Source organism: uncultured Paraglaciecola sp. (assembly GCF_913020055.1).
In the GTDB taxonomy this organism is placed as follows: domain Bacteria; phylum Pseudomonadota; class Gammaproteobacteria; order Enterobacterales; family Alteromonadaceae; genus Paraglaciecola.
The window spans coordinates 18,637-40,459 of sequence record NZ_CAJWCF010000035.1 but is presented as its reverse complement, the minus strand read 5'-3'; the positions used below and the strand labels follow the sequence as shown (position 1 = coordinate 40,459).

The window sequence follows — 21,823 nt, the reverse complement described above, 5'->3', positions numbered from 1 at the left end:
CTGTTATCTAATGTTCTGACTCATGGAGATGTGTTGATTGTATCGCGCAATGTATACGGTGGTGTGTATCAATTATTGCACGACTATTTTGCTCGCGAAAACCGTTTGAATGTTCAATTGGAGTGGTTTGATGGTTACACGGCAGAAGAGTTCGCTAGTTTTATGCAACAGACTAAAGTTAAACACGCTAAACGCCTTGCCGAAGGCAGCGCGTTGCATGTATATATGGAATCACCTTGTAACCCACATGGTTATGTTCTCGATGTTGCGGGGATCAGTAAATTAGCCCATGCATCTGGCCATGTTGTGATGTTGGACGCCACACTCGCCACCCCCATATTGCATCAGCCACTGCAACGACTCGACAAAGAAGAACGCCCCGATTATGTAGTGCATAGTTATACCAAAGATATTTGCGGCAGTGGGGCCACTACAGCAGGAGTGGTGATTGGTGAAGCCTATCGTATGTTCCAAGGAAAAGGCGATTGTGTGAATGGTTACGAATGGTCAAAAACCATGTTTTGGGATGTGTATTACATCAAAGGTGCATTTTTAGACTCTGAAAAAGCCTTTGATGTCTTAACTGGTATGAAAACCCTTGAGATGCGTATTATGCAGAAGGTGATTAATACTTTTGTGTTTAGTCAGTTTCTCGCATCTCATTCAAGTTTTAATGTTAATTGCCATGCCATAGATGGACATCCCAATGCAGAATTGCGAGAAGGTCAAATGCGCCACGGTTGGCCATGTGCATTATTTACTGTGGATATGCATGGAACAGATATTAGTCGCGATACGTTTGTGCGTTTCTTTGATGCCCTTGAGCCAGCTTTTAGTCATCAAGTTAGCATTGGTCAGCACAACACTATTATTTTGTGTCCTGCCTTAACTTCTCACAGTGAGCTAGACAAAACGGCACAAGCTAAAAGTGGAATTTATCTGACAACCATGCGCGTGGCAATGGGTACAGACAATGTACGTGAATTAGTCGCGCATTTTATCAACAGTGCCATATTGCATATTGATCCGGTTATTCCTGGGTTTAGTGAGCAATTTATGTCGGCACCTGAGATTGATGACTTATATTTGCAAACATGTATGCGGGTAAGCAAACAACACTTTTCTAGTGGTGGTTCTATTTCTGAAATGTTGTCTTAGCATAAGTAAGGAGCATGTAAGCCGAGTATGGGTCATACTCGGCTTTTTATTTTAAGCGAGATAGCAGATGTCCAAAATTGCGTTTCCAGCACAATTAAAAGAACAAGTGATTCAAAAGCTACAAAACTATATGAGTCTAGAATTAGAGATTGAACTCGGCCAATTTGATGCTGATTTTCTGCTTGATTTTATTTCTAAAGAAATGGGCAGTCACTTTTACAATCAAGGCCTTTATGACGCACAAGCGGTGCTGGCAGATAGAATGGAGTCACTTAACGATGCTATTTATCAGCTAGAACAGTAAAACCGTTTTCAAAATGTATATTTTAATTTTTCACTTGAAGTCTAACAATTATTCTCAACCCATAACGTGGTTGTAACAATCTAAGCATTTAGTAACACTTTCACCGGTAAATTGATGATTTTCGCCATGATATTGCCGTCAAAAAAGGGTAAATTATGCGTTCTTAACTTACCGCGGAACAGTCATGGCGTTTACACTCAACAAACTTAGGCAACAACCAGCATGGATTGCATTGATACTTTTTATCGCTCTTTGTTTATGGGTCGCCTCAGGTATGCTGAAAGCGCAAGATGATAATGGCTTGGCAAAAAGCAAAAGCACCGAAATTCCCTTAGTCAAAGTCACGGTAGAGCATATTACCGCTGATGAAGTGACCCGTGAAATAAGTCTGTACGGAAGGACTGAACCAGACAGAGTTGCTACGCTGCGCTCAGAAGTAAAAGGTTTAGTCGAAGAAGTATATGTAAAAGAAGGGGATCGTGTCAGTAAAGGTCAGAAAATTATTAGCCTTGAAAACAGTGACAAAGTGAGCCGTTTGCAATCCGCCAATGCAACGTTAAAACAACGGGAAGTGGAATTGAAAGGGGTACAGTCCCTTAAAAATCAAGGTTTTCAATCGCAAACCGCATTGGCTCAAGCAGAAGCTAATGTAGAAATGGCCAAAGCCGATGTGGTGTCCTACCAATTAGCGGTTTATAAATCACAAATTATTGCGCCTTTTGATGGCATCATAAACGAACGTTTTGTTGAACTGGGTGACTTTCTAAAGGATGGCGACAAAATCGCTATGTTAGTTGATTTAGATCCCTTAGTGATCACTGCCAATGTCACAGAGAACAATTTACATGGATTGAAAACGCACCAGCAAGCTACTGGGCGCATGGTGAAAGGCGATTTGTTACAAGGCAAAATCCGTTACATTTCGAGTATTTCAGAGCTCGGAACCAATACCTTTAAAATTGAAGTTGAAGTGCCTAATCCAGATTTCACTCAAATGGCTGGCATGAGCACTGAGTTAGCTTTACCCCTCGAAAAAACTTGGGCTATGCGCATCTCGCCTGCGGTGATGGCTTTAGATGAACAAGGAAATTTGGGTGTTAAAACCGTGGTCGATGAACACGTTAAATTTGTGCCTATCGATATTGTAAAAAGTGATAGTCAAGGTGTGTGGCTAACTGGTATGGGTGAAAGAGCAGATATCATTACCCTTGGCCATGGATTTGTGCGAGACGGTGACAAGGTAGAAGTAGTCCGCACTGACGAAAGCAGTAACGCCTCAAGCAGTATTTCCGCAAAGGCTAACTAATGAATAATATAATTTATGGGGCCTTAAGCCACAGCCGAACAGTGTTGATGATATTTGTTTTGTTACTTGTATCTGGTGTGGTGACCTATTCGAATATCCCTAAAGAGTCTAATCCAGACGTACCTATTCCGGTGATTTATGTGTCTATCACCCATGATGGTATCTCCCCTGAAGATGCTGAACGTATGCTGGTTAAACCCATGGAGCGCGAGTTACGTTCAATTGATGGGGTAAAAGAAATGAGAGCTACCGCTGGCGAAGGTTTTGCCAGTATTACATTGGAATTTATTGCTGGTCTTGATTCTGATGCCGCACTAGCGGATGTGCGAGATAAGGTCACAGTAGCCAGAGCAAAATTACCCTCAGAAACCGAAGAACCAACTATTCACGAAGTCACTATGGCTGGGCAACAAGCGGCGGTGACTGTGGTGTTATCCGGGCCTGTTTCAGAAAGGGCACTAGTAACCGTGGCCCGGGAGTTAAAAAACAGACTTGAAGGCATTAGCGAAGTTTTAGAAGTGGATATTGGCGGTGATCGTGAAGATATCGTTGAGATTGTGGTTGATCCATTGTTGATGGAGTCTTATGGACTGGATCAAACTGACATCTTGAATTTATTGTCTCGCAACAATCGGCTTGTTCCAGCGGGGACTATGGATAATGGCAAGGGCAGTTTTGCGGTTAAAGTACCCTCTGTGTTTGAATCAGTAAAAGATGTGATGGAACAGCCTGTTAAGGTACAAGGCGACAGTGTTATTACCTTTCAGGACGTAGCACAAGTGCGACGTTCTTATAAAGACCCTAGTAGTTTTGCCCGCTTAAATGGCGAGTCATCTGTCTCTCTAGAAGTGAAAAAACGGCCCGGTGAAAATATGTTGGAAACCGTTGCTAACGTGAAAGCCCTAGTCACAGCAGCGCAAGAGTCAACTATCTGGCCAGCTAGTATTAACGTGACCTATACGGGCGACCAAACCGTCGAAGTTAATATGATGCTTAACGACCTGCAAAATAATGTATCCAGTGCGGTAATTTTGGTAGCCATTGTAATTGTGGCTATTTTAGGTCTGCGCACAGCTTTTTTGGTCGGCGTGTCTATTCCCGGCTCATTTTTAACCGGCATTTTGATTATTTCTTTGTTTGGTTACACCTTAAATACAGTGGTGCTTTTTTCACTCATCATGGCGGTTGGTATGCTGGTGGATGGAGCAATAGTCGTAACCGAATATGCTGACCGCTGCATGAGTGAAGGCATGGATAAAAAACTGGCATACAGTAAGGCGGCACAACGTATGGCTTGGCCTATTATCGCCTCTACTGCTACCACCTTGGCCGCATTTGCACCCTTGATGTTTTGGCCGGGTATGATGGGTGAATTTATGAAGTATTTGCCTTTTACTCTGATTGCTGTGTTATCAGCATCATTGTTAATGGCATTAATTTTTGTGCCTGTATTGGGCGGTGTATTTGGTAAACCTAGGCATGTTTCTGAGTTTGATAAACAACAAATACATGAAGCAGAAAATGGTGATATCAGAAATTTACAGGGGTTTACCGGCAAGTATATTCGTGTTCTCGCTACCGCTATTCAACACCCATGGAAAATTTTACTTGGCGCCATAGTCGTCGCTTTCTTATCTTTTACTGCTTATGGACTATCTGGTTTAGGCACGGAGTTTTTTCCACATGTAGACACTAAGGGAATTAATGTAACAGTGCGCAGTGCGGGTGATATGTCGATTTATGAAAAAGATACTGTTGTGCGCAAAGTGGAAAATCGTTTGCTTGATATGCCAGAAATTGAATCTTTATATGTGCGCACTGGTGGCCGCGACCAAATAGGTTACATGAGATTGAACTTAGTCGACTGGCATTTACGTGCACATTCTGACGATGTACTTAAAGATGTCCAGTCTCGGTTAAAAGACATGGCCGGTATGGATATCGAAATTACACCAGACCAAAATGGCCCTCAATCGGGCAAAGATTTACAAATTCAGTTGTCCTCTCGTTTTCCTGAATTGTTAGATGAAGCAGCGTTACAAATACGCTCAGTTTTAGATAATAACGATAAGTTTACTTCGGTCAGTGACACCGCTTCTCAAGCCGGTATTGAATGGCAACTTAAAGTGAATCGCGCCGACGCTGCCCGCTTTGGTGCGGACGCCACACTGGTGGGCAGCACAGTACAATTTCTGACTAATGGTTTAAAAATTGGCGAGTATCGCCCCGATGATGTAGATGATGAACTTGATATTCGTGTGCGTTATCCGGTGGAGTCTAGATATATTGGTAAACTTGATCAGCTTAGAATGAAAACGGCTGGTGGCATGGTGCCCATCTCCAATTTTGTTGAGCGCACGGCTAAACCGAAAACGGACTTGATTAGACACATTGATAGTCAAAGAGTGATCACGGTGCAAGCGAACATGGTCCCAGGAGAATTGTTGAGTATTGAGCTACCTAAATTGCAAAAACTGTTACCTAGTTTAGGTTTAGATCCTCGAGTGAGTCTCACAGTCAAAGGGCAAAATGAGCAACAAGATGAGTCAACAGCATTTCTTCAGAACGCATTTTTAGTCGCTCTATTTGTGATGGCGATTATTTTGGTGACCCAGTTCAATAGCTTCTATCAGGCATTTTTGATTTTAAGTGCAGTGCTGTTTTCTACAGTAGGAGTATTTCTTGGACTGTTAATTTTTCAAAAACCCTTCGGTATTGTTATGTCTGGTATTGGCGTGATTGCTTTGGCAGGCATAGTGGTGAATAACAATATTGTACTTATCGACACCTACAACATTTTACGTAAAGAAGGTGTGGCTGCTATGGAAGCCATTTTGCGCACGGGAGCTCAACGTCTGCGCCCCGTATTGATGACCACAGTCACTACTATTTTAGGTTTGTTACCTATGGTGGCAGAGGTCAATATCGATTTTATAGACCGTAATGTGGATATTGGCGGCCCTTCAACAGGGTGGTGGTCACAACTCGCCACTGCAGTGGCGGGGGGCTTAGCTTTTGCTACGGTTTTAACCTTAGTGTTAACCCCTTGTATGTTGGCACTTAAAGCAAAGCGTGATGATCGAAAAGCCTTAGTGGCATCTAAGTCAACCAATAACCAACAAACAGAGGCGGTTTCACTTTAATCTAAATCAAAATAAACTTTTTGAGCCTGGCCTTCGACTTAGATAATGAATTTACTAAGAACGAGACGAGCCAAATGAAATCATTCAACAAAAAGTTTATTTTGACTGCCACTTTGATTGCATCGATCTACACCGCTTTAGTTTGGGCGGGAACGGATACAGATAGCAACTTCGAGTTCGTAGTCATGAAAGACTGCCAAGTCGTCATGCAAAAAGAGATGACACCCGAGCAGCGTGAAGCCTATCTATCCCTAAAGCAACAAGAACAAAAAATGCATGAGTTGGAATTACCCATTCAAGATATTGAAGTGGAAATTCAACAATACTCGGAGCAAATTGAGTCGCTAGTAAAACTTGCCATTGTGGATAATGAAGACAGTTTGTATATAGATAAAACCTTGCTGGCAGAACATGATGCAATCGCCAGGGAGTTCACTGACTTTATGTCTGACCATCAAGCTAAATTCGATGCGGTTGGTCAGCACGGACAAGTGATTGTTGAATATGCTAATGTATTTGAAAGCAGTATCAAAGCTGATTTAGATAATGTTGATTATGATCATATTCAAGTTATTACACCTGATAAACCAACTGTTAATGCTTGTTACGACAACAATTTTGCTAAGTTTATGTGAGCTAACACCACTGATTTATGGTGATTAACAGTTAGGGCAAGATAATAAATCTTGCCCTTTTTTTTATTTGGATTAAGTTAATTAGTGCAAACAGTGATTGAAAGGATGTATTTATTTATGCTGACACTTTATGGTTCAACTACCTCCCCCTACGTTCGTAGATTACGTATCTGGTTAGCTAATACCGAACACACATTTGTAAATTTACAGATTTTTGAAGAGCAGGACAGGTTAGCTCTTGCCGCTAAAAATCCAACCATGAAAATTCCTATGCTCGAAGATGGTGTCGATGAAAAAGCCGAAGTTATATTCGACTCTAGGGTGATTTATCGTTACCTCACCGCTAAATTTGCGGATCCAAACTTAACCTGGGAACAAGAAAACCAACTGACTCTGATTGATTCGGCAAATGATTCCTTGGTACAAATGTTTATCTTGTCGAATTCAGATGTTAAAGCTGACGAAGATAAATTGTTTTTTAAATTACAAAAAGAACGGGTTAATGCCGTTTTATTGCAACTTAACGACTTGGTAGGTGATAAACAATTTAGCAGTTGGCATTACCCTTCAGTTTGTTTGTATTGCTTAATCGACTGGATTGAATTTAGGCAGTTGCACAATATGCAGGGCTTAAATCATCTATTAACCTTTCACGATGAAAACGCCGAACGAATTGAAGTCACCGCCACCGACCCGCGCAAATAAAAAGGTAATCCCAAATGAACGAACAACAAAAAATCGCCACCGAAGCCGCCGCTTTTAGACGCCTACTCAAACACTTAGATGAAAACAAAGACGTGCAAAATATTGACCTGATGATATTGGCTGATTTTTGCCGCAATTGTTTATCAAAATGGTATATGGCAGGGGCAAAAGAACAAGGAGTTGAGGTAGATTACGACCAAGCCAGAGAAGCGGTGTACGGTATGCCTTATAGTGAATGGAAAGCCAATCATCAATTGCCTAGCACACCAGAACAATTTTTGGCTTTTGAAGCGAGAGAAGCCACCCGTAAAGGCTCTAGCTAATCTATTTTTGAGTTGGATTCGCAGTGGCTTTGAATTTTATACTTTACATGTCATTGCGAACAACAGTGCGATAATCACAAAAGATCTAACATGCAAGGCTACTTTATCATCTTAATAGACTAGTTTTTGCAGCTCCTTTAGTTAAATTTCTGCCGGTTTATGAGCAATGATTTCAATTGGTGCAATATGACCATTTAGTATATTAGTAATCATATTTGTTATTTTATCTGCAGTACTGTCCTTCATCAAAACATGTAGGCCTAAAGGAGGAGCGCCTTTTTTCGCAGCAGCTTTAATTGCTAGTTGTTGAAAAAAGCTAACAGCAAAGTCACGGCGACTTGCTACTTTTGACACGGTAAAACCCGCATCCTTTAAAGCTTGTTGGTATTGCTCTGGCGTTGCTAGTTTGCTGGTATTCTGGTTAGCCGCCCACGGAACGGGGTAGATTGTCTCACCGTGTTTTTCACGCATTATGTCATAAACGCCAAAATATGCGCCGGGCTTTAGGACCCGATATATTTCTGAGAATAATGCGATTTTATCATCAATGTTCATGCCTACATGCAGCATAAATCCTGTATCAAACATATTGTTTTTAAAATGCATTGCAAGCGCACTACCTTGTTCAAGGCTGACCTGTTGTTCAAGACCTAACCATCTGCACAATGTTTTGCCTGTTTGAATATACTCATGGGTTAAATCAATGCCGGTAACATGGCTTTTATATTTAGTCGCTACATACCTACTGGCACCACCTAAACCACAACCCAGATCTAAAACGTGGCTCTGTTGTGTAAGGTTAAGTTGACCGAGTAGATGATCAGTTGCTTGGCTCCCGCCAATATGGAATTCATCTACTGGGGCAAGATCTTCAATTGTTACATTCTCAGTCGTTTTACTCAGAGCTGGAAGTGCGGATTCAATGGCATTGAGTAAATCACCATGTGAATAATGATTTGATACAGTTTTATCATACGACATGAATATTTCCTTTTTCTGATTTCGAATGTAAAACATAAAACTGGCAAGGTCATGGATTATGAATACTTTTTAACAGATGACTAACCGTACCGGCATTTTGCCAGCTGCGTTTATACTCTTAGAGTTTACATTTGCAATAACCATTTAAACCGTCAAGCAAACTATGAAAAACAGCTACTAGCTTGATTAGATAAGGAAATATTTTGAAACAGTTAAGCTAAGCGATAACACTAGGGTTTAGCCTTAGTTGCATTGATAGTTGATTGCCATCTGTATATGGTAAGACTAACGCCATTTTAGTCAAATTATCATGCTCGAACTTCGTAATATTGCCAAATCTTTTGCCAATGGATCTGAAATAGTCCATGCGCTTACTGATATCTCATTAACCATTGAGCAAAATGAATTTGTCGCTTTTATGGGCAGCTCAGGCTCAGGTAAGTCTACACTAATGAATATTTTGGGCTGCTTAGACACGCCTAATAGCGGTCAGTATTTTTTAGATAACAAAGATGTGGCGACCTTAGACGATGACACCCTTTCAGCTATTCGTAATCAACACATAGGTTTTATCTTTCAAACTTTTCATTTGTTACCCAAATTGGATGCCATAGGTAATGTGAAGTTGCCATTGCGTTTTAGCGACGTGTCGGAAGAAGAGGCGAATGAGCGCGCTCATGAACTTCTGGATAAAGTTGGCTTAGGCCACCGCAAAACTCACAAACCTTTTGAAATGTCTGGTGGCCAGCGACAACGAGTGGCTATCGCTCGTGCCTTAATCAATCGACCAACAGTTGTATTAGCCGATGAGCCAACAGGCAATTTAGACAGTAAAACCTCAGTTGAAATCATGGCCTTATTGACCGATTTACATCAACAAGGGCAAACCATAGTCATGGTGACCCACGAAGACGAGATTGCTTCTTATGCGCAACGAGTGATCACTATGCGAGATGGGCAAGTTTTAAATGACACAGGTGCCAGTCAGACATCGCCATTAACGGCGCAAGGTTAAAAGAACTATGTTTGTTAAAAATCTACTTTTTGTGTGTGGCTTTCTACTTGTTAATCAAGCAAAAGCGAATGATCAAGTTACCTTGCTGACCGGTATTATTACCTCATCAGAATACCATTTAGTCACAGCGCCTAAAACGAATCGCTGGCAAGTACAGATTCAATGGATGGCCGATGAAGGCAGTATTGTTAATGAAGGTGATCTAGTGGTTGTATTTGATTCAGGGGGAATTGAATCACAACTAGAAGTTAACGAGGAAAAGCTTGAGACGGATGCCTTAGAGTTATTGAAATTAGAAATGGACAAAGGCCAAGCAGTGTTAGAGGCTGAAGGTGCATTAAAGTTAGCTAACATTATGCTTGAAAAAACTCGTATCGAAGCGTCAGTGCCAGACGGTGAAATCAGCGCCTATGAAAAAGGCAAAAGTGTGATTGATTATGAAAAAGCCCTAACCGCCAAAATTAAGGCCGAAGAAAACTACAAACTTAAATTAGAAGAACAGCAAGTTGAGTTAAATAAAAAAAATATCGAAATACTGAAATTAAAAGAACAAATTGTTTATCAACGTAACCAGCTAGAAAAGCTTAGTGTTAAAGCCAAAGTCACTGGGCCAGTCACCCACGCAATGCATCGATGGATGCCGCAAAAAGTGGCGACTGGCATGAACATTCAATCCAGTTCAGAAGTCTTGACTGTGCAAGCCGCCGCAACCTATCAAGTCACGGCATGGTTGCATGAAATTGATGCCGCCCGTATTGATTTGCAGCAAAGCACATTTGAATTAGCCCTCGATGCTTATCCTCATCAAACCTACTCTGGAAAGGTATTGTCAATATCTAGTCAGGCAGAGCAAAAAAGCCAATGGAGTGATAGTGCTTACTATCGCGTTGAAATAGGTTTTGTTGAGCCACTTAAGCAAGCAATATTCCCGGGCATGAGTGTACGGGTCACGCTAAAACAAACAGATGTTGCTTTGCAAAATACGCCAAATGATGAGGAGTCACTATGAATTCCGTTTCTTATGTTCGCACAGCTATTTTGGCCCTCAGTAGTATGTGGTTAGTGGCATGTCAATCGGAACAAGAGCCAATTAAGCAGGAAGTGGTAGCCGCTAAGGTCACAGCTTCTGCAGAACTCATTTCACTTGAAAATGCCACTATTGGCCCACCTAATGTGTCACGTATGTGGCAATACAAAATTCAAAAAATGGCTGCTGAAAATAAACTCGTTAAAAAAGGCGAAGTCATTTTAGTGTTCGATGGAGATAGATTAAACAATAATTTAATTGATAGGAAAAGTAAGCTTAAAGCAGCGGTAAAAAAAGCTGAAAGCGACAAGTTAAAAGATGATGCAGTCACCCAAAATTTAATTTTACAGCTAGCTGAAGCAGAAATGGAATACGAAAAAGCTAAACGCAAAGCTGAAATAGTGGATGAATCTCGGTCTAAAATTGAACGTTTAAAACAACAGGCTGATTTTCGCTATCAAACAGAAAATTTCGCTCAAGCTCAACAAAAATTGGCTCATCATAAAAAGGCCATGTTGATTAATGTCAAAGTGTCCGAAGGCAAAATAAGGAGCATGCAAAGTAGGGTGAATAGCATTGAACGGGAAATTGCCAAACTAAGTGTAAAAGCACCAAAAGACGGATTGGTAATGTACCGAGAAAACGGCGATGGTGAAAAACCGGCTGTGGGTGAAACGGTTTTTATGGGGCGAAGCTTATTGCAATTGCCCTCTCTAGACTCTATTGCTTTAAAAGCTGAATTTGCCGAACCTGACAAAGCTAAAATCAAACAAGGTCAAGCGGTAAGAGTGATCTTTGAGGCTTATCCTGAAATGTCCTATATGGGCACAATTTCTAAATTAGGCCAGGCATTTTATCCCAAGTCAGCTAATAACCCTAAGGTGATATTTGATGCTCAAATTGAACTAGGTGAATCAAGACCCGACTTCATGCGACCAGGCATGAAAGCTAAAATTGAGGTGATAGGTTCATGAAAAACGGAATTTTATTGTGCTGCTCTATATTGTTTTTAGTGGCCTGTAGTGAATCACCACAATCTACCATGCCTTTGTATCAAGTCGAACAAAAAGAGTTTGCAGTGCTTATTCCAGCTGTGGGTGAATTGGAAGCAGCCCAAGCTGAACGAATAAACACCCCAGGTCGCAGTCCCATGACGATTGAATGGTTAGCAGAGGAAAATAGTTGGGTCACTAAAGGGCAAGTAGTCGCACGTTTTGACGCGGAACAACTCCTGCTAGACAGCCGCGAAGAAGAATTGGAAATGATGCTGTTAGATATGGATATGCGTCAACAAAATGCGCAAGAAAGTCAGCAGCAAAACGAGTTGAATTCTGAAAAAGTGTTAGTTGGTAAAGAATTTAAGTTTGTTGATACCTTTGCTATAGATGACCTTAGGCTTTACTCCAAAATTGAAATTATCGATACCTTGTCAAACCGTGATTATCTTGGGGCCAAGGAGGAGTTTATCGAATGGAAAGAAAGCAGTATTGGTGAGAGAAATCAAAGCGCATTAGAAGTATTAGATATTCGTAAAGGCGGCCATCAAGCCAAATTTCAGCAACATCAATCGGCACTTGCTCAATTAGAGGTGTTAGCCCCGTACGACGGTATGTTGGTATACGAACAAAACTGGCGTGGCGAAAAAGCCAGTGTTGGTCAAACTGTTTTTCCAGGTAGTACGATTGCCAAAATTCCTAACTTAGAAAAGATGCAAGCCAAGTTGTTTGTATTAGACAAGAACGCCATAAATTTGGAAGTGGGCCAAAAAGTAAACCTGACCTTAGACGCGCATCCAGATGAAAACTTAACCGGCAATGTGCTGTCTGTTTCTGGGTTTTCGCGCACCACTAAGCGTGGTAATCCGACTAAATATTTTGAGTTGGTGGTCTCCTTGGATGAACAACCATCAACTTTACAGCCTGGCGCTAAAGTAACTGCCAGCATCAGTGTTGCTGCTGCTCAAGCTAAAATCATCATTCCTTTACAGGCCATATTTAACGAAAGAAGCGAAAACTACGTGTATATAAAAGAAGGGCGAAGTTTCACTCGTCGACCAGTTAAAACCGCTGAGAAAAATCTATATTTTGTGGAGATTGTGCAAGGTTTGACTGCTGGAGACACGATTGCTTTGAGTATCCCCGATGACGTAGCGCGGAGTTCTTCCTATGAATAATAGTTTTTTGCCCTTAGTGTTAGATGCGCTGGCTGAAATGGCCTCTCACAAATTGCGGACATTGTTGACCTTGCTAGGCATGATTTTTGGTGTAGGTGCGGTGATTGCGATGCTTAATATTGGTGAAGGTGCTGAGCGTCAGGCGTTAAAAATGATTGATTCCATGGGACTTCGAAACTTAATCATAGAAGCCAAACAATTTGCTGATGATGAGCTTATCGAAATACGCCAAGAATCTTTAGGATTGACCATGGCAGATGTTGAATCAGCCAGGCAAACCCTGCCCTTTGTTGAAGATTACAGTGCAGAAAGGCATATCAAAACCCAATCTGTATACAGTGATTTAGGCGCAGCAGATTTAAAGGTGGTAGGCGTCAGTGATAGTCATTTTAGGTTGTCCAATATGCAAGTAAAAACAGGGCGACTGTTAACACAGCAAGATAATAAAAATGTGGCTCAAGTCGCAGTGATAGGTGCTAATGCTGCCAAACAGTTGTTTCAAGACAATCAAGCAGTAGGGCAGTATTTAAAAGTTAATCACTTATGGTTAGAGGTTGTAGGAGTTTTAAACAATCCATTTTTTGATAAAGATGAATTTCAAGGTGTGAAAATCGGCGGAGACAGTGCGCGTATTTTTGTGCCTCTTAGTACCAGCATGAAAAAGCTCAGTAGTCCGGCTTTAGCCAGCGAATTAGATTTGGTTAAGCTAAAAATTGCAGAGGGAATCGATCCCATAGTCGCAGCAAAAGCGGTGGCGCATTTATTCAAGTTACGGCATGGAGAGGCTGAGGATTATCAGCTGGTTATCCCCGCTGCTTTGTTGGCGCAACAAAAACAAACTCAGCAAATATTCAACATTGTTATGGCTTGTGTGGCAGGTATTTCATTATTGGTGGGTGGCATTGGCATAATGAATATTATGTTAGCCAACGTGCTTGAGAGAACCAAAGAAATTGGTTTGCTGAGGGCTGTGGGTGCCACACAAAAAAATATCAAAATGCAGTTTATCGCTGAAAGCTTTACGATTTCAGTATTGGGCGGTTTATTGGGGGTCGCCTTTGGTTTGATCTTATCCGAAGTTATAGGTTTTTATTCTGGTTGGGCGGTCAGTTGGTCAATCACTGCTATAGTGTTGTCGCTGACGATTTGTATGGCAGTAGGCATTGGTTTTGGTGTGTATCCGGCTATCAAGGCTTCGCAACTTAATCCTATTGATGCATTGCACAGTGATTAATTTGGACTAGAAATATTATTGCTTTGCAAAAATTGATAAGAATTGGCTGGTACAAAAAATGTACAGTGGTTTTGCTGTCTATTTTATTTCACGACTACCATCACGAAAAGGAACTGAGAATGAATAAGTGTTTACCTTGGTTACTGGTTTTGACCAGTTTATTTTTATTACCCAAGTCTTTTGCCCAAGAAACACGACTGTTGCGACAGCCTAGTATGAGCGATAATCATATCGCGTTTGTCTACGCCGGTGATATTTGGATAACCGACTTGTCAGGGCAAAATAGTAAAAGACTGACCAGTACCGCAGCAGTAGAAAGCCATCCCCATTTTTCTCCCGATGGTCAACGCTTAGCGTTTTCATCTAATCGCTCAGGAACTGATTCAGTTTACGTTATGCCGACTAATGGTGGCGAAGCTAAGAGATTATCATGGCATGCAGTTGGTGGAAGTGTTCGAGGATGGACTCCTGACGGTAAAAAAATATTGTTTGCTTCAGGACGAGACACCGCGCCAGGGCCGATTAATCGTTTATGGACAATATCAGCCAATGGCGGCTCAGCCGAGTTAGTGCTTAATCAATGGGCATATAATGGCGCGTATTCAGCTGATGGCAAACAAATCGTGATTGACCGTATGTCTCGTTGGGATGGTGAATGGCGTAATTATCGAGGTGGGCAAAATACCCCATTAGTGGTGATTGATTTAGATAACTTAAAAGAAACTATGATCGATAGTGACTCAACTATCGACATCGAACCTGTTTGGGTAGGTGACACTGTCTATTTCTTATCAGACAGAGATTGGGTTTCGAATATCTGGTCATATTCTGTAAAACGTAAAAGACTCAAACAAATTACAGAATTTAAAAATGCTGATATCAAACAATTAGACAGCAATGGCAAACAGTTAGTATTTGAACAAAATGGTGATTTATTTACTTTTGACTTAGCCAGTAAACAGCAGCAAAAATTGTCTATTAGCCTTACCGGCGATTTCCCTTGGGCTGAAACCAAATGGCAAGATGTGGGGAAAAAAGCAAATTCTGCATCACTGTCACCCTCTGGTAAACGTGCGGTCATGGCTTCTCGCGGTGAAATTTTCACTGTTCCAGTTGAACATGGCAGTGTTCGTAATCTCACGCAATCATCTGATGCGGCTGACAGAGCGCCTATTTGGTCACCTAAGGGCGATCAGATTGCTTGGTTTTCTGATAAAGGCGAACAAGGTTATCAGTTGATGTTGCAATCTCAAGATGGTTTATCTGAACTACAGTCTATTGCAATCGGAGAGTCAAAAATGGCCTGGGAGCCTAAATGGTCGCCTGATGGCAAGTATATTGCGTTTGTAGACGATGATGTGCGTATTCGGTTAATAGAGTTAGCGACTAAAAATATCATTACCGTTGATGTGGGCGGCAACAATTTAGAACGAGGTAGAAATGATTTAGTCTGGTCTCCAGATTCGAATAATTTAGCTTACGTCAAAACCGCTGATAACAGTTTTCAGCAAATAAAAATCTACTCAGTAGACAGTCAAAAAACGCATTTTTTAACCAATAAATTTGCCAATTCATTGTCACCTGCGTGGGATCAAAACAGTCAATATTTGTATTTCTTGGCTAGCACCGATTATGGCTTAAATAGTGGGTGGGCAAATACCAGTTCAATGGGAGCTGACTCAGAGTATGCGCCTTATGTAGTGAGTTTATTGGCCGATGAAACCTCGCCTTTTGCGCCGCGCAGTGATGAGGAAGACATTGCCGAGGATGAACCTAAAAATGAGGACGAAGAGTCTACCGAGGACGATGAATCGGTAAAAAATGACACTGAGAGCAAAGACTCAGAAGAACAGCCGATAGAATTAATAAAGATAGACTTCGAAAATATTGAAAGACGTATTTTACCGCTACCCATGCCAGCGGGAAATTATGCTTTTACTCTGACAGCCCCAGAAGGAACAGTGTTTTTTGCCAAAAGACAAGGCGAAGACAGAGATGTCGAATTGCTAAAATTTGACTTGAAAACACGAAAAGCAAAACCCTTTATAAGCGGTATTCAATCAGCCAGTATTTCGGCAAATCATAAAAAAATGTTGGTCAAAAAAGGCCCTGAATGGTTTGTAGTGGATGCCGATAAAGCAAAAGCCAAAACCGAAGATCCTTTAAATGCCAAGTTGATGATGAACCTTGATCGCCAACAAGAATGGCGACAAATGTTTGTAGAGGCCTGGCGTTATCAACGTGATTATTTTTATGATAAAAACATGCACGGGCGCGATTGGAATGAAGTGTTTAGTCGCTACGAACCCTTAGTGAAACATATCAAACATCGTGTTGATTTGACCTACTTATTGGATCGGGTGAACGGTGAATTATCGGTAGGCCATAGCTTTGTGTTTGGTGGCGATTATCCAAAAACAGAAAAGGCCAGTGCAGGTTTATTAGGTGCCGATTTACGCATTAATCAAGGGCGTTGGCAGCTTAGCCGAATATTTACCGCCGAAAGTTGGAACCCTAAACTAAAAGGCCCATTGGATCAGCCAGGTTTGAAGGTTGCGCAAGGGCAATATTTGGTGGGTGTAAATGGCAAAGAATTAACTAGCGCAGATAACCCTTATGAATTTTTAGACGGTACAGTCGGTCAGCAAACCGTATTGCATATTAACGATAAACCTAATTTCAGCGAAGCATGGCAAATAACAGTCAAACCTATAGGTAAAGAAAGATCTTTAAGACAACGTGCTTGGGTCGAAGATAATCGTAGATTGGTCGACAAGTTATCGAACGGAAAATTAGCTTATGTTTGGGTACCTAATACGAGTACACCGGGCTTTGTGTCGTTTAATCGATATTTCTTTGCCCAACAAGATAAGTTAGGGGCGGTAATTGATGAACGTTTTAACGGTGGTGGTTATTTAGATGATTACATGGTGGATTTGATGAGTCGAAAACTCCGCTCTGCTCTTACCAACGAAGTACCTAATGGTAAACCCTTGTTGCTACCAGCAGGGATAAAAGGGCCTAAAGTGCTGCTTATTAATGAGTTGGCTGGTTCGGGAGGGGATTATTTTCCTTGGGCCTTCCGTCAACAAAAAATAGGTAAGTTAATTGGCGCACGTACTTGGGGTGGTTTAGTCAAATCATCGGTGCATTACGCCTTACTTGACGGTGGCGCACTCACCGCCCCAGATAATGCTGTGTTTGACCCTCTGAACAATAAATGGGTCGGAGAGAATGTCGGTATTGCCCCTGACATTGAGGTATACCAAGATGCTAAATCTCTGGCTAAAGGTAATGATCCACAATTACTCAGAGGCGTGCAGGAATTGATGAAACAGTTGAAAAAGACTAAAAATAAACAAGTAAAACCACCTAAATATTCTACGCCAGCGATTCAAGATTAAACTTATGTTTATCTAGCAGCGTAAACAAAACAATTAGGCAGATTCAGACCATCGATTCAGCCTACAGCTAAGTTAAGCGGAGAGAGTGATGAGTCAAAGTATTAAGATTAACGGTAAAAGTTATCCTATCGATGTTGAAGGTGACATGCCTTTATTATGGTTTCTACGAGATAAACTTGAACTAACAGGCACCAAATTTGGTTGTGGTATGGGTTTATGTGGAGCTTGTACTATTCACATCGATGGGCAGGCAACACGTTCATGTGTGATGCCGGTATCGGCTGTTGCGGGCAAATCTATCACTACCATTGAAGGTTTATCTGAAAATGGTGATCACCCATTGCAAAAAGCATGGTTAGCCAACAAGGTTCCACAATGTGGCTACTGCCAAGCTGGTCAAATCATGAATGCCGCCAGTTTTTTAGCGACCAATAAAACCCCTAGTAGTGACGATATCGACAATGCCATGCAAGGGAATATTTGCCGCTGTGGTACCTATCAACGCATCAAACAAGCGGTTTCTGATGCAGCTGAAGAAATGTATAAGGAGGCTTAAAATGACTATAGCAAAGCAAAATACAGTTTCTAATCAAAGTCGTCGTAAATTTCTTAAACAATCGGGTTTAGCTACAGGTGGTTTAGTGTTGGGTATTAGTTTACCGCAAACCACTATTGCCGGTTTTAAAATGGGCGAAGATAACACCTTTAATCCGAATGCGTTTATTCATATTGCTGACAACGGCGACACTTTAATCTACTGCGGCCGCTGTGAAATGGGGCAAGGTATTAGCACCGCATTACCAGCAGCAGTCGCCGATGAACTTGATGCCGATTGGACCCGAGTGAGTATTAAACAAGGTGAAGGTAACGAAGAAAAATACGGCTCTCAAGCCACTGGCGGCTCGGCCAGTATTCGCACTATGTATATTCCCATGCGTGAAGCAGGGGCCGCTGCAAAAGTTATGTTAGTGGCCGCCGCAGCTAAAGTCTGGGGAGTACCCGCATCTGAGTGTATGGCTGATAACCACTTTGTGATTAACAAAAATAATCAACAAAAGTTGGGTTATGGTGAGTTAGCTAGTCTTGCAGCTGACCAAGCAGTGCCTGACAGTGTTACCTTAAAAGAGAAAAAAGATTACAAATATATCGGCAAAGACATCGCTAGACACAATCAAGGTGACATTGTGGTGGGTAAGTTAACCTACGGCGTGGATACCAAAATGCCAGGCTTAAAATATGCCGCTATGACCCACTGCCCAGTTATGGGTGGTAAGTTAAAAAGTGTCGATAAAACCGCAGCCATGCAAGTCAAAGGCGTGCTGGATGTGATTGAAATTCCAATATTTGAAGTGCCTTTTGGAACACTTGGCGGCGTAGCTGTAGTGGCAGACAATACCTGGACTGCCCAACAAGCTCTAAAAAAATTAAAGATTGAATGGGACTTAGGCGAACACCAAAGTTACGACACTAAGGCCTATAAAGCCCAGCTAGTTAAAAATGTAGAAAAACCCGCGCAGTTAGCCGCTGAACGTGGTGATATCACCAAAGCGTTTACCGAAGCAGAACACATAGTGAAAGCCACCTACACGGGCGGCCATTTATCTCACTCACCTATGGAGCCAAATGCTTCAGTGGTTTGGGTGCAAAAAGACAGCTGTGAAGTATGGGCCGCCACACAAAGCCCAGCAGATATCCAAAAAGTATTGGCGCAATATTTAAAACGTGAACCTAAAGACATCATGGTCAATGTGACTATGGCGGGTGGCGCGTTTGGTCGTAAGTTTAAATGTGACTACGTACACGAAGCTGCGGTTTTATCGCAGGCAGTGAATGCACCCGTACAACTAACTTGGTCGCGAGAAGAAGACATGCGCACCGGCTATTACCATTCGATTAGTGCTCAACATATTGAAGCGGCGATAGACAAAGATGGTAACGTCACAGGTTGGTTACACCGCGCTGCCTTCCCGGCAATTGCATCATTGTTTGACCCTTCACTTGATAGAGCCCCGGCCAATAATTTAGGTGATGTGGATAATCACCCTTTTGGTATAGCCAACTATCGCAGTGAAACCGGTGAGGCAAAAGCTCATACTCGTATTGGTTGGTACCGAGCGGTATATGCCATATTTTACGGTTTTGCCTTTGGTAGTGCGGCCGATGAATTGGCTCACAAAGCTAAAACAGACACCCTTAGTTTATTAAACAGCATTTACGATAACAACAAAAATGCCGAACAAGCCGAGAAAGTCGCACGTTCAAAAGGTGCATTAGCTATCGCGGCTAAAAAGTCCAACTGGGCTAACCGAGATAAGCTACCCAGTAACCAAGGTTTAGGCATAGCTGTGCATTTTAGTTTCAACACCTATGTGGCCATGGCTGTGCGAGTGGAAGTTAACGGCGATGACATCAAAGTGCTTGAAGTTGACGCTGTGGTTGATTGTGGTCAAGTGTTAAACACCGATAGTGCAACTGCACAAATGGAAGGCGCAGTGGTCATGGGCATGTCGTTGTCGTTACGCACCGAAGTGGTGTTTAGAGAAGGGGCAGTAGTGAATTCAAATTTTCACAACTACCCAGTACTACGCATTAACGAAATGCCACAGGTCAATGTACATTTTGTTGAAAATGACTTTAAACCCACAGGTTTAGGTGAACCAGGCCTAGGTCCATTTGCGCCGGCATTAGCCAATGCAGTGTTTGCCGCCTCAGGTAAACGTTATCGAGATCTACCGTTTAAGCCTATGTCGATGTAGTTTGGAATGTAGACTGATGAAATGCCGCTAAATATAGCGGCATTTTTGTGTGTTACGACCTAGTTTTTATCAAAACCAAATGCCAACGGCAGTAACTCGGTAAACTTAACGGTTTTGATTTCACCGGTTTTCGTTGCCATATGCACTTCTGTTTGAGTATCAGCAAACTCAGCAATCTTTTGACGACAACCGCCACAGGGGGGGCAAAAATCGTCGTTGGGACTGGCGATCAATATTTGTTTTATTTTCTTACTACCAGAGGCCACCATGGCTGAAATAGCACCAGCTTCGGCACATTGCCCCAAAGGATAGGCGGCATTTTCCACATTACAGCTGGCATGTAGTTGGGCGTTTTCATCAAGAATGGCCGCACCTACATGAAAGTTTGAATAGGGCGCATGGGCATTTTTTTGTGCTTTATTGGCAAGGGCCATAAGCATTTTGTGTTCGGCTGTTAGTTCAAGTGCCATAAAAAATTAGACTTTAAATTTAACTCGGCCGCGTAGTTTGCTTTATTTTGGGCTTTGGATTCAAGTTTAATTGATATTTTAACTGGACAGATGCTCCGGCAACTTTACTTTTACAGGGAAATAAGCGACTCTACAAACATAACTTCTTCATGTTTTCTGACTATTTTAAAGGCTTGTATTGAAACCTAGGCTCAAAATGAGAGTCATATAAATAGTCTATTTTCAGGTAAAACTTCTCAACTAATATGCATAAACATCTCAGCATCATCATTGTACTTAGCGCACTCTTTTTTGGCTGTGCAAATAATAATGGCTCTACCCAGGGCAACAGGCAAATGGGCAATTTGTTATTGGCCGAACCTGCACCGATGAATCCGCGTTCACAACTAGCCATTGCCCGTTATAGCCATATTTTGGTAAACACTGAATTAGAAGACGAACAACGAGCACAACTGCTACATCAGCGCGGCACGTTATACGACAGTGTGGGGTTGTCTGGACTCGCACAATACGATTTTAATCAAGCTATTCGTTTAAAGCCTGATTTGGCTGAAGCTTATAATTCTATGGGTGTACATTACACTCAGCAAATGGATTTCATCCAAGCGTACGAAGCCTTTGACGCTACCTTAGATATTAATCCTGAAATGGAGTTTGCCTTTTTAAACCGTGGTATTGCTTTGTATTACGGAGGTCGTCCTGATTTAGCAGTACGTGATTTTGGTACTTTCTATAATAAAAATGCTTCAGATCCCTATCGCGCCCTTTGGAGTTATCTTGCGTCTAGCGAAATAGACAAACCGAAGGCGCTGATTGAACTTGCTCAGCAACGTAAAAATTTAGACGATACTAACTGGGCAACTCAGTTGGTCGATTTATATCTTGATAAAACCACTGAAAGTGAACTACTCAATACCTTAATAAGCGGTGTGACTAGCCAACAACAATTAACCGACAGGTTATGTGAAGCCTACTTTTACCTAGGTAAATACCACTCTGCACGCGGCAACACGGGTATCGCATCAAACTACTTTAAGTTAGCGTTAAGTACTAATGTGTTCGAGTATGTTGAACACCGCTACGCGCGTTTAGAGCTTAACTTATTGCGTGACTCTGCCAATAAAACCGCTACAAACGAGCTACAAACCCAATAACCATGTTTGCAATGACCAAATGGGGAATAGCCTTA

Annotated in this window: 18 protein-coding genes; 16 read left to right on the top strand and 2 right to left on the bottom strand. The window is 41.8% G+C overall.

From position 1 onward, the window contains the following. The 7 genes from QZ488_RS09605 to QZ488_RS09575 form a co-directional block, all read left to right on the top strand. The coding region (locus QZ488_RS09605; protein WP_293748004.1) for a PLP-dependent transferase at window positions 1-1,158 on the top strand (1,158 nt) is incomplete at its 5' end. 67 nt (window positions 1,159-1,225) lie between these two features. Further along, window positions 1,226-1,462, top strand: coding sequence for a DUF2164 domain-containing protein (locus tag QZ488_RS09600; protein ID WP_293748002.1), 237 nt, complete (start codon window positions 1,226-1,228; stop codon window positions 1,460-1,462). Between the two features lie 184 nt (window positions 1,463-1,646). After that, a complete protein-coding gene (locus QZ488_RS09595; protein WP_293748001.1) occupies window positions 1,647-2,768 on the top strand; it encodes an efflux RND transporter periplasmic adaptor subunit in 1,122 nt (373 codons plus the stop codon). Then, window positions 2,768-5,911: an efflux RND transporter permease subunit gene (locus QZ488_RS09590; RefSeq protein WP_293748000.1), complete on the top strand. Its 3,144-nt coding sequence runs from the start codon at window positions 2,768-2,770 to the stop codon at window positions 5,909-5,911. Before QZ488_RS09595 ends, QZ488_RS09590 begins: the two co-directional genes overlap by 1 nt. 74 nt (window positions 5,912-5,985) lie before the next feature. Then, window positions 5,986-6,546 carry a hypothetical protein gene (locus QZ488_RS09585; RefSeq protein ID WP_293747999.1) on the top strand — a complete coding sequence of 187 codons (561 nt, stop codon included), beginning with the start codon at window positions 5,986-5,988 and terminating at the stop codon, window positions 6,544-6,546. A 117-nt stretch (window positions 6,547-6,663) separates the two neighbouring features. Beyond that, window positions 6,664-7,251 carry a glutathione S-transferase family protein gene (locus QZ488_RS09580; RefSeq protein ID WP_293747997.1) on the top strand — a complete coding sequence of 196 codons (588 nt, stop codon included), beginning with the start codon at window positions 6,664-6,666 and terminating at the stop codon, window positions 7,249-7,251. Window positions 7,252-7,265: 14 nt separating this feature from the next. Continuing rightward, window positions 7,266-7,574, top strand: coding sequence for a DUF1244 domain-containing protein (locus QZ488_RS09575; RefSeq protein WP_293747995.1), 309 nt, complete (start codon window positions 7,266-7,268; stop codon window positions 7,572-7,574). A gap of 141 nt (window positions 7,575-7,715) precedes the next feature. Here QZ488_RS09575 and QZ488_RS09570 read toward each other — a convergent pair whose 3' ends face one another. Next, a complete protein-coding gene (locus tag QZ488_RS09570) occupies window positions 7,716-8,555 on the bottom strand; it encodes a class I SAM-dependent methyltransferase (protein WP_293747993.1) in 840 nt (279 codons plus the stop codon). A 310-nt stretch (window positions 8,556-8,865) separates the two neighbouring features. Here QZ488_RS09570 and QZ488_RS09565 point away from each other — a divergent pair, with 310 nt between their 5' ends. From QZ488_RS09565 to QZ488_RS09530, 8 genes are all read left to right on the top strand, one after another. Next, window positions 8,866-9,570, top strand: a complete 705-nt coding sequence (locus QZ488_RS09565; protein ID WP_293747991.1) for an ABC transporter ATP-binding protein — start codon at window positions 8,866-8,868, stop codon at window positions 9,568-9,570. A gap of 7 nt (window positions 9,571-9,577) precedes the next feature. After that, window positions 9,578-10,579, top strand: a complete 1,002-nt coding sequence (locus tag QZ488_RS09560; protein ID WP_293747989.1) for an HlyD family efflux transporter periplasmic adaptor subunit — start codon at window positions 9,578-9,580, stop codon at window positions 10,577-10,579. After that, window positions 10,576-11,571 carry an efflux RND transporter periplasmic adaptor subunit gene (locus QZ488_RS09555; RefSeq protein WP_293747987.1) on the top strand — a complete coding sequence of 332 codons (996 nt, stop codon included), beginning with the start codon at window positions 10,576-10,578 and terminating at the stop codon, window positions 11,569-11,571. Before QZ488_RS09560 ends, QZ488_RS09555 begins: the two co-directional genes overlap by 4 nt. Beyond that, window positions 11,568-12,770 (top strand): efflux RND transporter periplasmic adaptor subunit, encoded by a 1,203-nt coding sequence (locus QZ488_RS09550; protein WP_293747985.1) that lies wholly within the window; start codon window positions 11,568-11,570, stop codon window positions 12,768-12,770. Before QZ488_RS09555 ends, QZ488_RS09550 begins: the two co-directional genes overlap by 4 nt. Beyond that, window positions 12,763-14,004 (top strand): ABC transporter permease, encoded by a 1,242-nt coding sequence (locus QZ488_RS09545; RefSeq protein WP_293747983.1) that lies wholly within the window; start codon window positions 12,763-12,765, stop codon window positions 14,002-14,004. The genes QZ488_RS09550 and QZ488_RS09545 overlap by 8 nt, the downstream gene beginning before the upstream one ends. A 119-nt stretch (window positions 14,005-14,123) precedes the next feature. Next, window positions 14,124-17,408 carry a S41 family peptidase gene (locus QZ488_RS09540; RefSeq protein WP_293747981.1) on the top strand — a complete coding sequence of 1,095 codons (3,285 nt, stop codon included), beginning with the start codon at window positions 14,124-14,126 and terminating at the stop codon, window positions 17,406-17,408. A gap of 88 nt (window positions 17,409-17,496) precedes the next feature. Then, window positions 17,497-17,964 carry a (2Fe-2S)-binding protein gene (locus QZ488_RS09535; RefSeq protein WP_293747979.1) on the top strand — a complete coding sequence of 156 codons (468 nt, stop codon included), beginning with the start codon at window positions 17,497-17,499 and terminating at the stop codon, window positions 17,962-17,964. Between the two features lies 1 nt (window position 17,965). Then, window positions 17,966-20,164: a molybdopterin cofactor-binding domain-containing protein gene (locus QZ488_RS09530; protein WP_293747976.1), complete on the top strand. Its 2,199-nt coding sequence runs from the start codon at window positions 17,966-17,968 to the stop codon at window positions 20,162-20,164. A gap of 59 nt (window positions 20,165-20,223) precedes the next feature. Here QZ488_RS09530 and cdd read toward each other — a convergent pair whose 3' ends face one another. After that, the gene (gene cdd / locus QZ488_RS09525) at window positions 20,224-20,634 is read right to left on the bottom strand and encodes a cytidine deaminase (protein ID WP_293747974.1); all 411 of its coding nucleotides are present in this window, start codon (window positions 20,632-20,634) and stop codon (window positions 20,224-20,226) included. A 245-nt stretch (window positions 20,635-20,879) separates the two neighbouring features. On the opposite strand from cdd, the gene nlpI reads away from it, so the two are divergent. Beyond that, on the top strand, window positions 20,880-21,788 hold the full coding sequence (gene nlpI / locus QZ488_RS09520) for a lipoprotein NlpI (protein ID WP_293747972.1): 909 nt from the start codon (window positions 20,880-20,882) through the stop codon (window positions 21,786-21,788). Window positions 21,789-21,823 lie beyond the last annotated feature (35 nt).